This window comes from Rhizobium bangladeshense, from assembly GCF_017357245.1.
In the GTDB taxonomy this organism is placed as follows: domain Bacteria; phylum Pseudomonadota; class Alphaproteobacteria; order Rhizobiales; family Rhizobiaceae; genus Rhizobium; species Rhizobium bangladeshense.
Map to the genome: position 1 here is coordinate 88139 of NZ_CP071612.1, position 16084 is coordinate 104222.

A 16084-nucleotide genomic window follows, 5' to 3' on the forward strand; every position below is an offset into this window, starting at 1 on the left:
GTATGAGCAATGCGATGCGCACGCCCGCAGGGGCCATATCAGTGGAAAGATATCAGGGGGCCGTGGCCGAAGGACGCTTCAGGCGTCTCTGGAATGCCAATGCTCCCGGCTATCTCTTCCTCCTTCCCTGGCTCGTCGGCTTTTTCGGCCTGACGCTCGGGCCGGCCCTGATTTCGCTCTACCTCTCCTTCACCGACTACGACATGCTCCAGTCGCCGCGGTGGGTGGGAATGGCAAATTACGTGCGCATCGCCACGGCGGATCCGAAATTCTCGGCCGCCATGGACGTCACCCTGACTTACGTCGTCTTCTCCGTACCGTTCAAGCTGACCTTCGCCCTGCTGGTCGCCATGGCCCTCAACCGCGGCCTGCGCGGCTTGACCGTCTATCGCGCCATTTTCTATCTGCCGTCGCTCCTCGGCGGCAGCGTCGCGATCGCCGTGCTATGGCGTCAGCTTTTCGCGAGCGACGGTCTCGTCAACGCCGCGCTCTCGCAGTTCGGCATCGAAGGTCCAAGCTGGATCTCGCACCCGAACTATTCGATCTACACGCTGGTGGCGCTGTCGGTCTGGCAGTTCGGCTCGCCGATGATCATCTTTTTGGCAGGTCTGCGCCAGATCCCGCAGGATATGTATGAGGCCGCGAGCCTCGACGGCGCCTCGAAATTCCGGCAGTTCTACAAGATCACCCTGCCGCTTCTGACGCCGGTGATCTTCTTTAACGCCGTCGTGCAGACGATCGAAGCCTTCAAGGCCTTCACGCCGGCCTTCATCATATCCGGCGGCACCGGCGGCCCGATCAATTCGACGCTCTTCTACACGCTCTATCTCTATCAGGAGGCCTTCGGCAATTTCCGCATGGGCTACGCCTCGGCGCTTGCCTGGATCCTGGTGGTGATCATCGCGATCTTCACCGCCTTCTCCTTCCTGACCTCGCGTTACTGGGTGCACTACGATGACTGAGACGACCGCTTCCGTCACCGCGGCCCGGCCGCCATCGGACATTACCAAACGCAGCCTGCCGGCCTCGCTCGTCATCCACGCGCTGCTGATCGCCGCCTCGCTTCTCATGCTCTATCCGCTGCTGTGGATGGTTTCGGCATCGGTCAGGCCGGAAAACGAGATCTTCTCATCGACTTCGCTCATCCCGTCGTCGATCGATCTCTCCTCTTACGTGCGCGGCTGGACCGGGCTGGATGTCAGCTTCGGCCGGTTCTTCTGGAATTCGCTCGTCATCTCGGTGCTTGTCGTGACAGGCAATGTCATCGCCTGCTCGCTGACGGCCTACGCCTTCGCGCGGCTGCGGTTTGCCGGCCGGAACTTTTGGTTTGCGATCATGCTCGGCACGCTGATGATCCCCTATCACGTGACGCTGATCCCGCAATATGTGCTCTTCCTCGATCTCGGCTGGGTGAACACCATCCTGCCGCTCGTCGTGCCGAAGTTCCTGGCGAGTGACGCCTTCTTCATTTTCCTGATGGTGCAGTTCTTCCGAGGTATTCCGCGTGAACTCGACGAGGCGGCGATGATGGACGGCTGCAGCGCCTGGCGCATCTATTGGAAGATCATGCTGCCGCTGTCGCTACCGGTGCTGGCAACGGCCGCCATCTTCTCCTTCATCTGGACATGGGACGATTTCTTCGGCCCGCTGATCTACCTGAACGACATGAACACCTACACGATTCAGCTCGGCCTGCGTACCTTCGTCGATTCCACCAGCGCATCGGATTGGGGCGGCTTGTTCGCCATGTCGACCTTGACGCTCGTGCCGGTGTTCTTCTTCTTCCTGTTCTTCCAGCGCCTGCTGATCGAGGGCATCGCCACGACGGGCATGAAACGCTGATGGCGGCAATGGAAAAGAGAGACATGAGCATCAAGACCGTCGCGATCGTCGGCTGCGGCATCGGCCGTTCGCATATCGTCGAAGGATATCTGCCACATTCCGACAAGTTCAAGGTAGCGGCGATCTGCGATCTGAACGAAGAACGTCTGGCTGCCGTCGGCGACGAGTTCGGCATCGAGCGCCGCACGACCTCCTTCGAGGAGCTGCTGGCCGACGACACGATCGACATCATCGATATCTGCACCCCTCCCGGCATTCATCTGGAACAGGTGGTCGCCGCTCTCGGTGCCGGCAAACATGTCGTCTGCGAAAAGCCGCTGACGGGTTCGCTCGCCGGCGTCGATACGATCATGGAGGCGGAAAAGGCGGCAAAGGGCGTGCTGATGCCGATCTTCCAGTACCGCTATGGCGACGGCATCCAGAAGGCCAAACGGATTATCGATGCCGGCATTGCCGGCAAGCCCTATACGGCTTCCGTCGAAACCTTCTGGCTGCGCAAGCCCGAGTATTACGCGGTGCCCTGGCGTGGCAAATGGGCGACCGAACTCGGTGGCGTGCTCGTCACCCACGCCCTGCACCTGCACGACATGCTGATGCATCTGATGGGGCCGGCTGCAAGGGTCTTCGGCCGCGTCGCCACCCGCGTCAACGATATCGAGGTCGAGGACTGCGCCTCCGCCAGCCTGCTGATGGAAAACGGCGCCTTCGTCTCGCTGTCCTGCACGCTCGGTTCGCAGGAACAGATCAGCCGGCTTAGACTGCACTTCGAGAATGTCACCTTCGAAAGCACGCATGAGCCCTACACGCCGGGCAAGGATCCCTGGAAAATCATCGCCGCCAATGACGACGTTCAGGAAAAGATCGACCGCGTGGTCGGCGACTGGCAGCCGGTCGCGCCGCGCTTCACCACCCAGATGGGCCAGTTCCATGCCTTCCTCAGCGGCACTGGACCGCTGCCGGTGAACACGAGCGATGCGCGCCGCGCGCTCGAGCTCGTCACCGCCATCTATCAGTCTTCCGACAGCGGTGCCGAAGTGCCGCTGCCGGTCGGTCCCGACAGTCCCAAATACGCCGACTGGCGCGCAAGAACCAAGTAACCGGCCAAGCAACCGCCAAGAGAGGGTTTTGAGACGATGGCAACCAGTGTCGTTCTTCAGAAGGTCGAGAAGCGCTACGGCGCCTTCGATGTGATCCATGGCATCGACCTGACGATCGATCCCGGCGAATTCGTCGTTTTCGTCGGTCCCTCGGGCTGCGGAAAGTCGACCCTTTTGCGCATGATTGCCGGCCTCGAGGAGATCTCGGCCGGCGCGCTCCTGCTCGACAGCGAGCGCATGAACGAAGTGGCGCCCGCCAAGCGAGGCATCGCCATGGTCTTCCAGTCCTATGCGCTCTATCCGCACATGTCCGTCTACAAGAACCTCGCCTTCGGCCTCGAGACCGCGGGTTACAAGAAGGCCGAGATCCAGCCGAAGGTGAAGCGCGCCGCCGAAATCCTGCAGATCGAAAAGCTCCTGGAGCGCAAGCCGAAGGCGCTCTCCGGCGGCCAGCGCCAGCGTGTCGCGATCGGTCGGGCCATCGTGCGCGAGCCGCGCATCTTCCTGTTCGACGAACCGCTGTCGAACCTCGATGCCGAACTGCGCGTGCAGATGCGCGTCGAAATCTCCCGCCTGCATAGGCAACTCGGCAACACCATGATCTATGTCACGCATGATCAGGTTGAAGCCATGACGATGGCCGACAAGATCGTCGTGCTGAATTCGGGCCGCATCGAGCAGGTCGGAGCGCCGCTCGATCTCTACAACAACCCCGCCAACCGCTTCGTCGCCGGTTTCATCGGCAGCCCCAAGATGAATTTCCTCAAGGCCCGCATCGAAGAGGTCGGCGACGCCGAAACCAGCGTTCAAGTCTGCGGCGACTCGGTTCGCCTGCCGCGCCGGCTGAAAGGCGAGGCCGGTGAGGCCGTCACCTTCGGCATCCGCCCCGAGCATCTTTCGCTTGCGCAGGGTGCGATCACGCTCTCGACGGTCAATGTCGATCTCGTCGAAAATCTCGGGGGCGCCACCATGCTCTATACTACGACACCGGATGGACAGCTCCTGACGATTGCTCTCGACGGCCAGCAGAAGGTCGAGCACGGCACCAATGTGAAGACTTACTTCGATCCCGCCCGCTGCCACGTTTTCGACGCCGCCGGCAAAACGATCTGACACTCCGGGAGCTTTTCCGCGGACCCGGAAGGGTGCGTGGCGCTGCCGCCGCTGCTTGACAGCCGATCCTGCTCTGTCCCATCATTTCGGAAGGGGCCGCAGGGAGGGGTTGGCATGACGCCTGAGGATAGGATTCATGCGCTTGGCATCTGGCGGGGCTCGATCGAAATATCGCCGATAAAAGGCGGCATCACCAACAGGAATTATCTGGTCAGCGACGCTGTCGCACGTTGCGTGGTGAGGCTCGGCACCGATATTCCGATCCATCACATCAGCCGTCAGAACGAGCTTGCCGCCAGCCGGGCCGCCCATGCCGCCGGCCTGTCGCCCGCCGTCATCCACCATTCGCCCGGCGTGTTGGTGCTCGAATATATCGAGGCGAGGGCGCTTTTGTCGGCGGATATCAGGGCGCCTGACATGCTTGCCCGGGTGGTCGCGCTGGTGCGCTCCTGCCACCACGACATCGCCCGGCATTTTCGCGGTCCGGCGATGATCTTTTGGGTCTTTCATGTCATCCGCGATTATGCCGCCAGTCTGAAGGAGGCAGGCAGCGCCTATCTTCCCTTGCTTGCAAAACTCATCGACAAGGCCGATACGCTGGAAGAAGCGGCAGGACCTTTCGAAATCGCCTTCGGCCATAACGACCTGTTGGCAGCCAATTTTCTCGACGACGGTAGCCGGCTCTGGCTGATCGACTGGGATTATGCCGGCTTCAACACACCGCTGTTCGATCTCGGTGGATTGGCCTCCAACAACGAACTTCCGGTAGTGGCCGAGCGAATGATGCTGGAGATCTATTTCGGCCGGCCGCCCACCGACGACCTCATCAGGCGATATGCCGCGATGAAATGCGCCTCGCTCCTGCGCGAGACGCTCTGGAGCATGATTTCGGAAATCCATTCCAGCATCGATTTCGACTATGCCGCCTATACGGCCGAGAATCTCAGACGCTTCGAGCGCGCCTACCAAGTCTTTGAACAGGATCAATAAATGACGAGACAATTACCGAAGACGGCAAAGGCCGTGGTCATCGGCGGTGGCATCATCGGCTGCTCGACAGCCTATCATCTCGGCAAGCTCGGCTGGACCGACACCGTCCTCCTGGAACGCAAGAAGCTGACCTCGGGCACCACCTTCCATGCCGCCGGTCTCGTCGGCCAGCTGCGCAGCAGCGCCAACATCACCCAGCTGCTCGGCTATTCCGTCGATCTCTACAAGCGGCTGGAAGAGGAAACCGGCCTCGGCACCGGCTGGAAGATGAATGGCGGCCTGCGCCTTGCCTGCAATGAAGAGCGCTGGACGGAAGTGAAGCGCCAAGCGACCACGGCCCAATCCTTCGGCCTCGAAATGCAATTGCTGACGCCGCAGGAAGCCTTCGATCTCTGGCCGCTGATGACAATAGATGATCTGGTTGGCGCCGCCTTCCTTCCCACAGACGGTCAGGCCAACCCTTCCGACATTACTCAGGCGCTCGCCAAAGGCGCCCGCATGTCAGGCGTTTCGATCTTCGAGGACACGGAGGTCATCGATCTCGAGATCGACAAAGGAAGGATCCGCGCCGTCGTCACGGCTCAAGGGCGTATCGAATGCGAGCGCGTTGTCGTCTGCGCCGGCCAATGGACGCGTGCCTTTGCCGGCCGCTTCGGCGTCAACGTGCCGCTGGTCTCTGTGGAACATCAATACGTCATCACCGAATCCTTTGGCGTGCCGTCCAACCTCCCGACATTGCGCGATCCCGACCGGCTGACCTATTACAAGGAAGAGGTCGGCGGCATCGTCATGGGCGGCTATGAGCCGAACCCCATTGCCTGGGCGGAGCAAGGGATTCCGGAAGGCTTCCACTACATGCTGCTGGACAGCAATTTCGAGCATTTCGAGCAAATCATGGAACAGGCGCTCGGCCGCGTCCCAGCGCTGGAGAATGTCGGAGTCAAGCAGTTGCTGAACGGTCCGGAGAGTTTCACGCCTGATGGCAATTTCATTCTCGGCGAGGCGCCGGAGCTGAAGAACTTCTTCGTTGGCGCAGGCTTCAACGCCTTCGGCATCGCTTCGGCCGGCGGCGCCGGCATGGCGCTTGCCGAGTGGGTGACGAAGGGCGAGCCGCCTTATGATCTCTGGCCGGTGGATATCCGCCGTTTCGGACGCCCGCATTTCGACACGGATTGGGTGCGGACCCGCACACTCGAAGCCTATGGCAAGCACTACACGATGGCCTGGCCGTTCGAGGAGCATTCGAGGGGCCGCCCTTGCCGCAAATCGCCGCTCTACGACCGACTGAAGGCGCAGGGCGCCTGCTTCGGCGAGAAGCTCGGCTGGGAACGGCCGAACTGGTTTGCCGATCTCTTCGCCAACGAGGAGCCGCGGGATATCTATAGTTATGGCCGACAGAATTGGTTTGACGCAGTCGGCCGCGAGCATAAGGCGGTGCGCGAAGCGGCCGTCATCTTCGACCAGACGTCCTTTGCCAAATTTGTGCTGAGGGGCAGGGATGCCGAGGCGGCGCTGTCCTGGATCTGTGCGAACGATGTCGCCAAGCCAGTGGGATCGCTGATTTACACGCAGATGCTGAACGACAAGGGCGGCATTGAATGCGACGTGACGGTCGCCCGTGTCGCCGAGAACGAATTTTACATCGTCACCGGTACGGGTTTCGCCACCCACGACTTCGATTGGATAGCGCGCAATATTCCGGCCGCGATGCATGCCGAGCTGGTCGATGTCACCTCAGCCTATTCCGTTCTGTCGCTGATGGGGCCCAATTCACGTGCCGTCCTGGAAGAAGTGACAGGCAGCGATGTCTCCAATGCGGCCTTCCCCTTCGGCCAGGTCAGAACCATCGGCATCTCAGGCTGCCCGGTGCGGGCATTGCGCATCACCTATGTCGGTGAGCTCGGTTACGAGCTGCATGTTCCCGTGGAATATGCGACCACGGTTTATGACGCGCTGATGGCATCAGGCGGCGAGTTCGGCCTCGTCAATGCCGGTTATCGCGCCATCGAGAGCTGCCGCCTGGAAAAGGGCTATCGCGCCTGGGGCTCCGATATCGGTCCTGATCACACGCCTGTCGAAGCCGGCCTCGGCTGGGCGGTCAAGATGCGCAAGAACATTCCCTTCCGAGGCCGGGAAGCGATCGAACGGCAGCTGAAGGATGGCGTGAAAAAGCGCCTTGCCTGCTTCATTCCTGACGATCCCGATACGGTGCTGCTCGGCCGCGAAACCATCTATCGCAGCGGCGAACGTGTCGGCTGGCTCTCGAGCGGCGGCTTCGGTTATACGCTGGGCAAGCCGATCGGCTACGGCTATGTCCGCAACCCGAAAGGCGTGACGGAGGATTTCGTCCTCTCCGGCGCCTATGAACTCGATGTCGCAAGGAAACGCATTCCCTGCAAGGTGTCGCTGGCGCCGCTCTATGATCCCGAGATGGCGCGCGTGAAGGGCTGATAGGACGGCTCGGTTGAGAGAGCGGGGCGGGTGCACTTAGAGCCTTTCCTGGTCAGATTGAAGCATTCTGCCGGAGCAGGTTTTCGTTAGGGCAAAGGCGATTGGCGACGGGCATACCCCGAGGTACGTCCGAGCCGATCGCCTTTGATCCTGGCGAAAAGATGCCCAGCCCTTCGGGTTGGCTGAAACGGGCCGGCTGATCGACCGGCCGGCTTGGCCGTAGAGCTGGGCTACGACGCGCGCCGGCCGGTCGACCATCCGACTCCGTTTGAGCCAACAGAATGATTCAATCTGATCAGGAAAGGCTCTAGCTTCACCGTTTCAGTTCGGCCCCTGATGGATTGTCTGGTATCGCCAGCGAATGGCGTCACTGACACGGGCATCTGCGGGGCGAATGGTTTTCGTGCTTACCCCACTCTCCGTCATGCTCGGCCTTGAGCCGAGCATCCATGCCCCATCCATCAGCAGCAGAGGTATGGACCCCAGGCTCAAGGCCTGGGATGACGGAGAGTGGGGTTGATGTTCTTGCCAAAGGCGCCGCTGGCGTGCACGCCTCCCTGAGGCCCGAGAAAAGCGATCAGGGAGGCGATAGAAACCACCTGAAATGCTTCCAACTGCTCAAAACAACGGCAGCCGGTCGTCCTGGATCAGGATATCGAGTTTGTCCGACACATCCTGCGTCCAGGCCCGATGCCCGGTCAAAGCCGACGGGAAAAGGCCGGGGAGGGTGAACAGAGCAGCCGAAATCGCCGGTCCGGTGCGGGGGACATCAGCAATCAACGCGGCGATCTCAGCAGCACGGGGATCGCGCAGCTCATAGCGCTCGCCATTGCCATGCTTGCCGATCGCATAGCGCATCCACGCCGCAACCGCGATCGCATAGGTCTCCGCCCGGTCGCCAAGGGCAAGCGCCTCGCATGCCGGCTCCAGCAGTCGCTGTGGCAGTTTCTGCGTGCCGTCCATGGCGATCTGATAGGTGCGGTGTGCGATCGCCTTGTTTGCAAAGCGTGCTATCAACTCATTGGCATAATCATCGAGATCGATGCCCGGCACCGCATCAAGGGTGCGCGCCGCCGCGTGCATGTGGCGGTAGGCAAGTGCGGCCAGGCCGGCATCATCCATGACGTCGCGAATGAATTCATAGCCGCCGATATAGCCGAGATAGGCAAGCAGCGAATGGGCGCCGTTCAGCATCCTGAGCTTCATTTTTTCGTAGGCCGAGACTTCCTCGACCATCAGTGCGCCGCGAATCTTTTCCCAGGCCGGGCGGCCATTGGCGAAATGATCTTCGATGACCCATTGCGTAAAAGGCTCCGTCTCGATCGCCGCCATGTCGGTGCGGCCCGTCAGCCGCTCGGCGTCGGCATAGGTCGCTTCAGTGCTCGCCGGGGTGATGCGGTCGACCATCGTCGAGGGGAAGGGCACATTCGCTTCGATCCAGCGATGCAGGTCGGAATCGATGCGTGAGGTGAATTCCAGTACGAGGCGCCTCAGCACCGCGCCATTGCTCGGCAGATTGTCGCAGCTGAGCGGCGTGAAGGGCGCTATGCCCTTCTGCCGGCGGCGCGCAAGACCTTCGACGAGATAGCCGATGACGCCGCGCGGCGCATGGCGGTTGACGAGGTCGGCGACGATGTCGGGATGTTTGAGGTCGAGGCCGCCCGTTGCGGGATCGAAGCCGTAGGCCTTTTCCGTCACCGTCATGCTGACGATGCGGATGGCAGGGTCCTCGAGCCGAGCCAGCAGCCCGGCCGGATCGCGCGGCGCGACATGCGCTTTCATGATCGAGCCGATCACCTCAGCCGTCGTCCCCGATGTATCGCGGATCAGCACCGTATAGAGCCCGTTCTGGGCGGAGAGATTATCCGCGACATCAGGCGTGCGCAGGCTCGCGACTTCGATCCCCCAGTCACCGCCGTCGGCCGCCAGCGCAGCATCCGTGAAGGGTGCGAAATGGGCGCGGAAAAAAGCGCCCGGGCCAAGATGCAGGATGCCGGCCTTCAGCGCATTCCTGTCATAGGCGGGAAGCTTCGCCGTCGGCGCAAGGCCGGTCACGTTCTGCAGTCTGTCGCTCACAGCTTATAGGCCTTCTTTGCATTGTCATAGGAGAGTTCGCGCGCCGCGATCTGGGCTTCCTTCCCGGAGATCCGGTGCTCGGCGACGAGCCCGGCGAGGAAACGGCAGACTTCGCGGCGCCAGACGTCATGGCGGGCGGGGATCGACAGCAACGCGCGCGTGTCGTCGTTGAAGCCCGCCATATTGGCGAAACCGGCCGTTTCAACCACCTGGTCGAGATAGCGGCGAATGCCGAGCGGGCTGTCATGGAACCACCAGGGCGGGCCGATCATCAGGCAGGGCCAATGGCCGGCCATCGGCGCCAGCTCCCGGGCATAGGTCGTTTCGTCGAGCGTGAACAGCAGGATGCGCAGGCCCGGCGCGTGGCCATATTTGGAAAGCAGAGCATTGAGCCCGCCGACCCAGTCGGTGCGGGTCGGGATATCGGCGCCCATATTGGGGCCGCGGGTGGCAAAGAGCCCGCTGTCGGTATTGCGTCTCGAGCCGGCATGGATCTGCATCACCATGCCGTCCTCGGCCGAAAGACCGGCCATCTCGGTCATCATCTGCCCGCGGAAAAGCTCGGCATCGGCAGCCGAAAGCGCGCCCTTCAATGCCTTGTCGAGCAGCGTCTGCTTTTCAGCAGGCGGCAGATCTGACGTAAAGGCCGTGGGCACGCCATGATCGGTCGCAGTGGCGCCGAACTGACGGAAATAGGCGCGCCGGCGCCGGTGCGCTTCGATCAGGCCGTCCCAACGCGTCACGTCGGCGCCGGTGATCTCTCCGAATTTGATAAGGTTATCGCGGAAGCCGACGGCATCGGGATCGGTGACGCTGTCCGGCCGGTAGGTAGTGCGCACCTTGCCGATCCAGCCGTCCGCGGCCATCTTCTGATGATGGACAAGTGGATCGAGCGCGCCTTCGGTCGTCGCGATCGTTTCGATGCCGAATCGCTGATGCAGCGCCCGCGGGCGAAATTCGGGACGGGCGAGCTGGGCATTGATGTGATCGTAGAGCTTATCGGCATTATCCGCCGTCAGCGGTTCGGTGCAGCCGAGCACGGCCGACATCGCGTGGTCCACCCAGAGGCTCGAAGGCGTTCCGCGAAAGAGATGGTAATGTTTGGCAAAGGTCCGCCAGATTGCCCGCCCCTGAGCCACCGGCTTGCCGTCGAGGCGCGGTACGCCGAGCTCGTCCAAGGCGACGCCGACGCTGTGCAGCATGCGGAAGAGGTAGTGATCGGGAATGACCAGCAGCGATGCCGCGTCTTCGAAGGCCCTGTCATCGGCGAACCAGGACGGTTCGGTGTGCCCGTGCGGGCTGACGATGGGAAGATTGCGCACCGTCTCGTAGAGGTCGCGCGCAATGGTCCGTGTCGCCGGATCGGCCGGAAAGAGCCGGTCCGGATGAAGAAAGCCGTTTCCTGCATCCATCAGTAATCCTCCCTGATGGATAAGGGCCTACCCCACAACATTAGGCACGGCAAGGTCTTTTAGTAACCAAACGGTTCAGATTTCCGCATGGCCCGCGGGCAGTCGAAAGCATTGACGGGCCGGCCTATTTCCGCTTTGGAAAAAACATCTGTTCTGCCGCTGTCGGCAAAGGAGGCTCGATGTCCGACGAGACCAACCGCATCACCAGGCTGGAGGAAATGCTGGCCTATCAGGCAAAGACGATCGAAGAGCTTTCCGATCAGCTCGCCGAGCAATGGAAGATCGTCGAACAGATGCGCACCAAGCTCGACCGGTTGACGGAACGTTTCCTGTCGCTCGAGGAGCAGACGCTGGAAGCTCCGGCAATCACCCGACCGCCGCATTACTGACCGCACGCGGCGCAGGCCGCGCGCGTGGAAAGACGGATCAGACGCCGCCGATGCAGAGATATTTCATCTCCAGATAGTCGTCAGCGCCGTGGCGCGAGCCCTCGCGGCCGAGGCCGGATTGCTTGATGCCGCCGAAGGGCGCCGTCTCGGACGACATCAGACCGGTATTGATGCCGATCATGCCGTATTCCAGCGCTTCCGCCACACGCCAGACCTTCTTCAGGTCGCCGGCATAGAAATAGGCGGCGAGCCCGAATTCCGTGTCGTTGGCCTGGGCGATGACATCCTCGACCGTCTCGAAGCGGAAGAGCGGCGCCACCGGCCCGAAGGTTTCCTCGCGCGCCACCTTCATGCCGCGGGTCACGCCGGTCAGCACCGTCGGCGCGAAGAAGGTGCCGGTGCCCTCGATGCGCTTGCCGCCGGTCAGCACCTTGGCACCTTTGGCGAGCGCGTCGCTGACATGGTCTTCCACCTTGGCAAGGCCCTGCTCGTCGATCAGCGGACCGATGACGACATCAGGCTTGAAGCCGTCGCCGACCGGCATCTCCTTCACCTTGGCGGCAAGCTTCGCCGCGAAGGCGTCATAGACGGTGGACTGGACATAGAGGCGGTTGGCACAAACGCAGGTCTGACCGGCATTGCGGTATTTGGAGGCGATCGCGCCCTCGACGGCGGCGTCGAGATCAGCATCATCAAAGACGATGAACGGTGCGTTGCCGCCGAGCTCCAGGCTCACCTTCTTGATCTGGTCGGCGCATTGCCGCATCAGGATACGGCCGACCTCGGTCGAGCCGGTAAAGCTGATCTTGCGCACTTTTCCATTGCCGCAGAGCTCGCGGCCGATTGCCGGGCCGTCGAGACCGACGATCAGATTGAAGACGCCGGCGGGAATGCCGGCCTGTTCGGCGAGCACGGCAAGGGCAATCGCCGTCAGCGGGGTCTGCTCGGCCGGCTTCGATACGACAGTGCAGCCGACTGCAAGCGCCGGCGCGATCTTGCGGGCAATCATCGCGGCCGGGAAATTCCAGGGCGTGATCGTACCGACGACGCCGACCGGCTGCTTGATGACGATCATCCTCTTGTCCTCGGAGGGTGCCGGAATCGTCTCGCCGTAGATGCGCTTGGCCTCTTCCGCATACCATTCGATATAGGCCGCGGCATAAAGGATCTCGCCGCGCGCTTCCGGGAAGGGCTTGCCCATCTCGGCGGTCAGGATCGCCGCCAGCGCGTCGGCATTGGCGACCATCAGGTCGAACCATTTGCGCAGGATCCGGCTGCGCTCCTTGGCCGGACGGGCGGCCCAGGCCGGCTGGGCGGCATGGGCCGCGTCGATCGCCGCACGCGTCTCGGCTGCCCCCATATCGGGCAGGGAGCCAAGCAGCTCGCCGGTTGCCGGGTTGAGCACGTCGAAGGTTTTTGTGGCATCGCCTGATGTCCAGACGCCGTTGATGTAACCGGCATCGCGCAGAAACGGCGAAGAGAAAGGAACGTGTCTCGTCAGGGCGGTGGTGAAGGCCATGTCATATCTCCTTAGGAGCGGCTGCCATTGAAATCCGGGTCCGACGCGGCTACCTGCCGGCGCCTGCTTCCAGCATCGAGGCCTCGAGAATGTCGAGCGCCTCGCCGAGGATTTCGTCCTGGATCGTGATTGGCGCCAGGAAGCGGATGACATTGCCGTAGACGCCGCATGTCAGCAGGATCAGGCCCTTGTCGAGCGCGATCTGCCGCACGCGGTTGGCGAATTCGGCGCTCGGCAATCCCGTCGTCCGGTCGTTGAGTTCGACGGCGTTCATGAAGCCCGGCCCGCGGATATCGGCGATCTCTGGCACGCTCTCGCGCAGCGATTCCAGGCGTTGCTTCAGCCGGTGGCCGAGCTGGCTCGCGCGACTGCAGAGTTCCTCCTCGTCGATGACATCGAGGACGGCATGGGCGGCGGCGATGCCCAGCGGGTTGCCGCCATAGGTGCCGCCGAGCCCGCCCGGCCCCGGTGCGTCCATGATCTCGGCGCGGCCGGTGACGGCGGCGAGAGGAAAGCCGCCGGCAAGGCTTTTCGCCATCGTCGTCAGGTCGGCGGCCACCTCGTGGTGATCCATAGCGAACATTCTGCCGGTGCGGGCAAAACCGGTCTGCACCTCATCGGCGATCAGCAGGATGCCATGCTGGTCGCAAACCTCGCGCAGAGCCTTCATGAAGGCTGTGGGTGCCGGGTAAAAGCCGCCCTCGCCCTGCACAGGCTCGATGATGATGGCGGCGACGCGTTGCGGATCGACATCGGCGGCGAAAAGCTTCCTCAGCCCCGCCAGCGATTGCTCCGCGGTAACGCCATGCAGCTCGACCGGGAAGGGGATGTGGAAGACATCGCCCGGCATCGCGCCGAAGCCGACCTTGTAGGGCACGACCTTGCCGGTCAGTGCCATGCCCATGAAGGTGCGGCCGTGGAAGCCGCCGCCAAAGGCGATGACGGCAGAGCGGCCGGTGGCGGCGCGCGCGATCTTGACGGCGTTTTCGACCGCCTCGGCGCCCGTGGTGACGAAGATCGTCTTCTTCTGGAAATCTCCGGGCACCAGCACGTTCAGCCGCTCGGCGAGGCGCACGTAGCTCTCATAAGGAACCACCTGATGGCAGGTATGGGTGAAGCGCTCGAGCTGATCCTTGACCGCCGCAATGACCTTGGGATGACGGTGGCCGGTGTTGAGCACGGCGATTCCGGCGGCGAAATCGATATAGCGGCGGCCTTCCTTGTCCCAGATTTCCGCATTCTCCGCGCGCTCCGCATAGATCTGAGTGGTCATGCCGACGCCGCGCGAAATCGCCACGTTCTTCCGGTCAGTAAGGTTTGGCGCGGTCATCGGATCTGCTCCTGTGCTAAGAGGGTTCTCGAGAATCCTACAAAATTGCTGTAAGATTTTCTGGAATTCCTACATTTTTTCTGCAAGAAAACAAGCGGCATTTTTTGCTTCAAACATCACGGGTTTTGATGAATGCTCGCGCGACGAGAATCGGGGTATTGACGGATGAGTGATAACGGGCCGGTGCGTTACAAGGTGGCGGAGGCCGCTCGGCTGGCGGGCGTCTCCGCCTCGACGCTGCGCCTCTGGGAAAGCCAGGGTCTGGTGGTCCCCGGCCGCTCCGAAACAGGCCATCGGCAATATAGCGCCGACGATGTGGCGCGTCTGAAGCGCATCGCCTGGTATCGTGTCGAGCGCGGCCTCAATCCCGTGGCGATCCGCTCGGCGCTGGAGGGTGAAGAGCCTTCCGCCGAAGGCGAGGCAAGTCAGGATTCCGGTGTCGGGCGCAGGCTGCGGAGCCTGCGCCATGCAGCCGGCAAGACGCTCGACCAAGTGGCCGGCGATATCGGCATTACCGCTTCGACGCTCTCGACGCTGGAGCGCACGTCGCAGGGCGTCGGTTTCAAGACGCTGCACGACCTCGCCGATTATTACGGCACCACCGTCTCGCGCCTCTCAGGCGAAGAAACCGGCGAGGTGCCGGCGCTGGTGCGCGCAGGTGAATGGCGCACTTGGCCTGAAACGACCCCCGGCGTCGCGGTGCAACTGCTTGCCGAAGGCCGCAGGATGATGGATTGCCATCGTTTCGTGCTGGCGCCGGGCGCCGCGAGTGAGGGGGCCTATCGTCACGAGGGCGAGGAATTCATGCATGTCCTGTCGGGCCGGCTGGAACTGGTGCTCGACAGCGATCAGTTCTTCGACCTCGGCCCGGGCGATTCACTTTATTTCGAAAGCCGCCGCTACCATTCCTGGCGCAACCGCCATGACGGCGAAACCGTGCTTCTCTGGATCAACACGCCGCCGACATTTTGACGGCCTCGCAACAGGAAGCGGTTTCGCATTTTGCGCCTTTGCGCTATAGCGCGAGAGAATATCCGAACGAAAGACAGTCTCATGGCCGCCACCATACGTTACCACGAAGGCGATATTTCCGCGGCCGATGCGGCCCGCTATACCGGCGCGATCGCCATCGATACCGAGACACTGGGGCTGGTGCCGCGGCGCGATCGTCTCTGCGTCGTCCAGCTTTCTCCGGGTGACGGCACCGCCGACATTATCCGCATCGCTGCCGGCCAGAGAGAAGCTCCCAATCTCGTCGCTCTGCTCGAAGATCCCACGCATCAAAAGATCTTTCACTACGGCCGCTTCGATATCGCCGTGCTCTTCCATACTTTCGGCGTCACGACGAGCCCGGTTTTCTGCACCAAGATCGCTTCGCGCCTCTGCCGGACCTACACCGATCGCCACGGCCTGAAGGACAATCTCAAGGAGATGCTCGACATCGATGTCTCCAAGGCGCAGCAATCTTCCGACTGGGCGGCCGAGACGCTGTCGCCGGCCCAGCTCGAATATGCCGCTTCCGACGTGCTTTATCTGCATGCGTTGCGCGACAAGCTGACGGCACGCCTGATCCGCGACGGCCGGTTCGACCATGCCACGGCCTGCTTCGAATTCCTGCCGACCCGCGCCAAGCTCGACCTGCTCGGTTGGGAAGAGGCCGATATCTTCGCTCACAGCTGAGCGAATTGCTGTCCTTCTCTGTTTCTTGCAGGTGCGGATGAACGATCCGCAGGCGTTAGCGATTCATTAATGTCTGTTTCTTAATATTCGATTTAATTTTTATGCATTCGATGGCGCCGCAATTGCGTCATGCGGACAGGAGGATCTGCTCGGGATGCAAGGGGCCGGATGAGCGCGGTCCTTTC

Annotated in this window: 13 protein-coding genes; 9 read left to right on the forward strand and 4 right to left on the reverse strand. The window is 62.1% G+C overall.

Annotated features, from left to right (window positions below):
• Positions 1–2 precede the first annotated feature (2 nt).
• The 6 genes from J2J98_RS00420 (at position 3) to J2J98_RS00445 (ending at position 7493) form a co-directional block, all read left to right on the forward strand.
• Positions 3–962 (forward strand): carbohydrate ABC transporter permease, encoded by a 960-nt coding sequence (locus J2J98_RS00420; protein ID WP_171049220.1) that lies wholly within the window; start codon positions 3–5, stop codon positions 960–962.
• The gene (locus J2J98_RS00425) at positions 955–1842 is read left to right on the forward strand and encodes a carbohydrate ABC transporter permease (protein WP_064707515.1); all 888 of its coding nucleotides are present in this window, start codon (positions 955–957) and stop codon (positions 1840–1842) included. The genes J2J98_RS00420 and J2J98_RS00425 overlap by 8 nt, the downstream gene beginning before the upstream one ends.
• A complete protein-coding gene (locus J2J98_RS00430) occupies positions 1842–2939 on the forward strand; it encodes a Gfo/Idh/MocA family protein (protein ID WP_375337096.1) in 1098 nt (365 codons plus the stop codon). Before J2J98_RS00425 ends, J2J98_RS00430 begins: the two co-directional genes overlap by 1 nt.
• Before the next feature lie 36 nt (positions 2940–2975).
• On the forward strand, positions 2976–4052 hold the full coding sequence (locus tag J2J98_RS00435) for an ABC transporter ATP-binding protein (protein ID WP_207602053.1): 1077 nt from the start codon (positions 2976–2978) through the stop codon (positions 4050–4052).
• A 114-nt stretch (positions 4053–4166) separates the two neighbouring features.
• On the forward strand, positions 4167–5042 hold the full coding sequence (locus tag J2J98_RS00440; protein WP_138394482.1) for a phosphotransferase: 876 nt from the start codon (positions 4167–4169) through the stop codon (positions 5040–5042).
• Positions 5043–7493, forward strand: a complete 2451-nt coding sequence (locus J2J98_RS00445) for a GcvT family protein (RefSeq protein ID WP_207602054.1) — start codon at positions 5043–5045, stop codon at positions 7491–7493.
• Positions 7494–8111: 618 nt separating this feature from the next.
• Here J2J98_RS00445 and J2J98_RS00450 read toward each other — a convergent pair.
• Positions 8112–9569, reverse strand: a complete 1458-nt coding sequence (locus J2J98_RS00450) for a mannitol dehydrogenase family protein (RefSeq protein WP_207602055.1) — start codon at positions 9567–9569, stop codon at positions 8112–8114.
• Entirely contained in the window at positions 9566–10981 is a 1416-nt protein-coding gene (gene uxaC / locus J2J98_RS00455; protein ID WP_207602056.1) for a glucuronate isomerase, read from the reverse strand. Before uxaC ends, J2J98_RS00450 begins: the two co-directional genes overlap by 4 nt.
• Before the next feature lie 179 nt (positions 10982–11160).
• Here uxaC and J2J98_RS00460 point away from each other — a divergent pair, with 179 nt between their 5' ends.
• Positions 11161–11370: a SlyX family protein gene (locus J2J98_RS00460; RefSeq protein ID WP_064707860.1), complete on the forward strand. Its 210-nt coding sequence runs from the start codon at positions 11161–11163 to the stop codon at positions 11368–11370.
• 37 nt (positions 11371–11407) lie between these two features.
• Here J2J98_RS00460 and J2J98_RS00465 read toward each other — a convergent pair whose 3' ends face one another.
• Both J2J98_RS00465 and J2J98_RS00470 read right to left on the reverse strand, forming a co-directional pair.
• Entirely contained in the window at positions 11408–12889 is a 1482-nt protein-coding gene (locus tag J2J98_RS00465) for an NAD-dependent succinate-semialdehyde dehydrogenase (RefSeq protein ID WP_064711879.1), read from the reverse strand.
• A gap of 49 nt (positions 12890–12938) precedes the next feature.
• Positions 12939–14219 carry a 4-aminobutyrate--2-oxoglutarate transaminase gene (locus J2J98_RS00470; protein WP_207602057.1) on the reverse strand — a complete coding sequence of 427 codons (1281 nt, stop codon included), beginning with the start codon at positions 14217–14219 and terminating at the stop codon, positions 12939–12941.
• A gap of 165 nt (positions 14220–14384) precedes the next feature.
• Between J2J98_RS00470 and J2J98_RS00475 the strand changes: the two genes are divergently transcribed.
• A complete protein-coding gene (locus J2J98_RS00475; RefSeq protein ID WP_064707524.1) occupies positions 14385–15191 on the forward strand; it encodes a MerR family transcriptional regulator in 807 nt (268 codons plus the stop codon).
• Between the two features lie 81 nt (positions 15192–15272).
• Positions 15273–15899: a ribonuclease D gene (locus J2J98_RS00480; RefSeq protein ID WP_064707525.1), complete on the forward strand. Its 627-nt coding sequence runs from the start codon at positions 15273–15275 to the stop codon at positions 15897–15899.
• Positions 15900–16084 lie beyond the last annotated feature (185 nt).

What these genes read in the sequence shown, in the direction of transcription:
- J2J98_RS00420 (WP_171049220.1), top strand. Translation starts at nt 3, where the DNA reads ATGAGCAATGCGATGCGCACGCCCGCAGGGGCCATATCAGTGGAAAGA.
- J2J98_RS00425 (WP_064707515.1), top strand. Translation starts at nt 955, where the DNA reads ATGACTGAGACGACCGCTTCCGTCACCGCGGCCCGGCCGCCATCGGAC.
- J2J98_RS00430 (WP_375337096.1), top strand. Translation starts at nt 1,842, where the DNA reads ATGGCGGCAATGGAAAAGAGAGACATGAGCATCAAGACCGTCGCGATC.
- J2J98_RS00435 (WP_207602053.1), top strand. Translation starts at nt 2,976, where the DNA reads ATGGCAACCAGTGTCGTTCTTCAGAAGGTCGAGAAGCGCTACGGCGCC.
- J2J98_RS00440 (WP_138394482.1), top strand. Translation starts at nt 4,167, where the DNA reads ATGACGCCTGAGGATAGGATTCATGCGCTTGGCATCTGGCGGGGCTCG.
- J2J98_RS00445 (WP_207602054.1), top strand. Translation starts at nt 5,043, where the DNA reads ATGACGAGACAATTACCGAAGACGGCAAAGGCCGTGGTCATCGGCGGT.
- uxaC (WP_207602056.1), bottom strand. Translation starts at nt 10,981, where the DNA reads ATGGATGCAGGAAACGGCTTTCTTCATCCGGACCGGCTCTTTCCGGCC.
- J2J98_RS00460 (WP_064707860.1), top strand. Translation starts at nt 11,161, where the DNA reads ATGTCCGACGAGACCAACCGCATCACCAGGCTGGAGGAAATGCTGGCC.
- J2J98_RS00465 (WP_064711879.1), bottom strand. Translation starts at nt 12,889, where the DNA reads ATGGCCTTCACCACCGCCCTGACGAGACACGTTCCTTTCTCTTCGCCG.
- J2J98_RS00470 (WP_207602057.1), bottom strand. Translation starts at nt 14,219, where the DNA reads ATGACCGCGCCAAACCTTACTGACCGGAAGAACGTGGCGATTTCGCGC.
- J2J98_RS00475 (WP_064707524.1), top strand. Translation starts at nt 14,385, where the DNA reads ATGAGTGATAACGGGCCGGTGCGTTACAAGGTGGCGGAGGCCGCTCGG.
- J2J98_RS00480 (WP_064707525.1), top strand. Translation starts at nt 15,273, where the DNA reads ATGGCCGCCACCATACGTTACCACGAAGGCGATATTTCCGCGGCCGAT.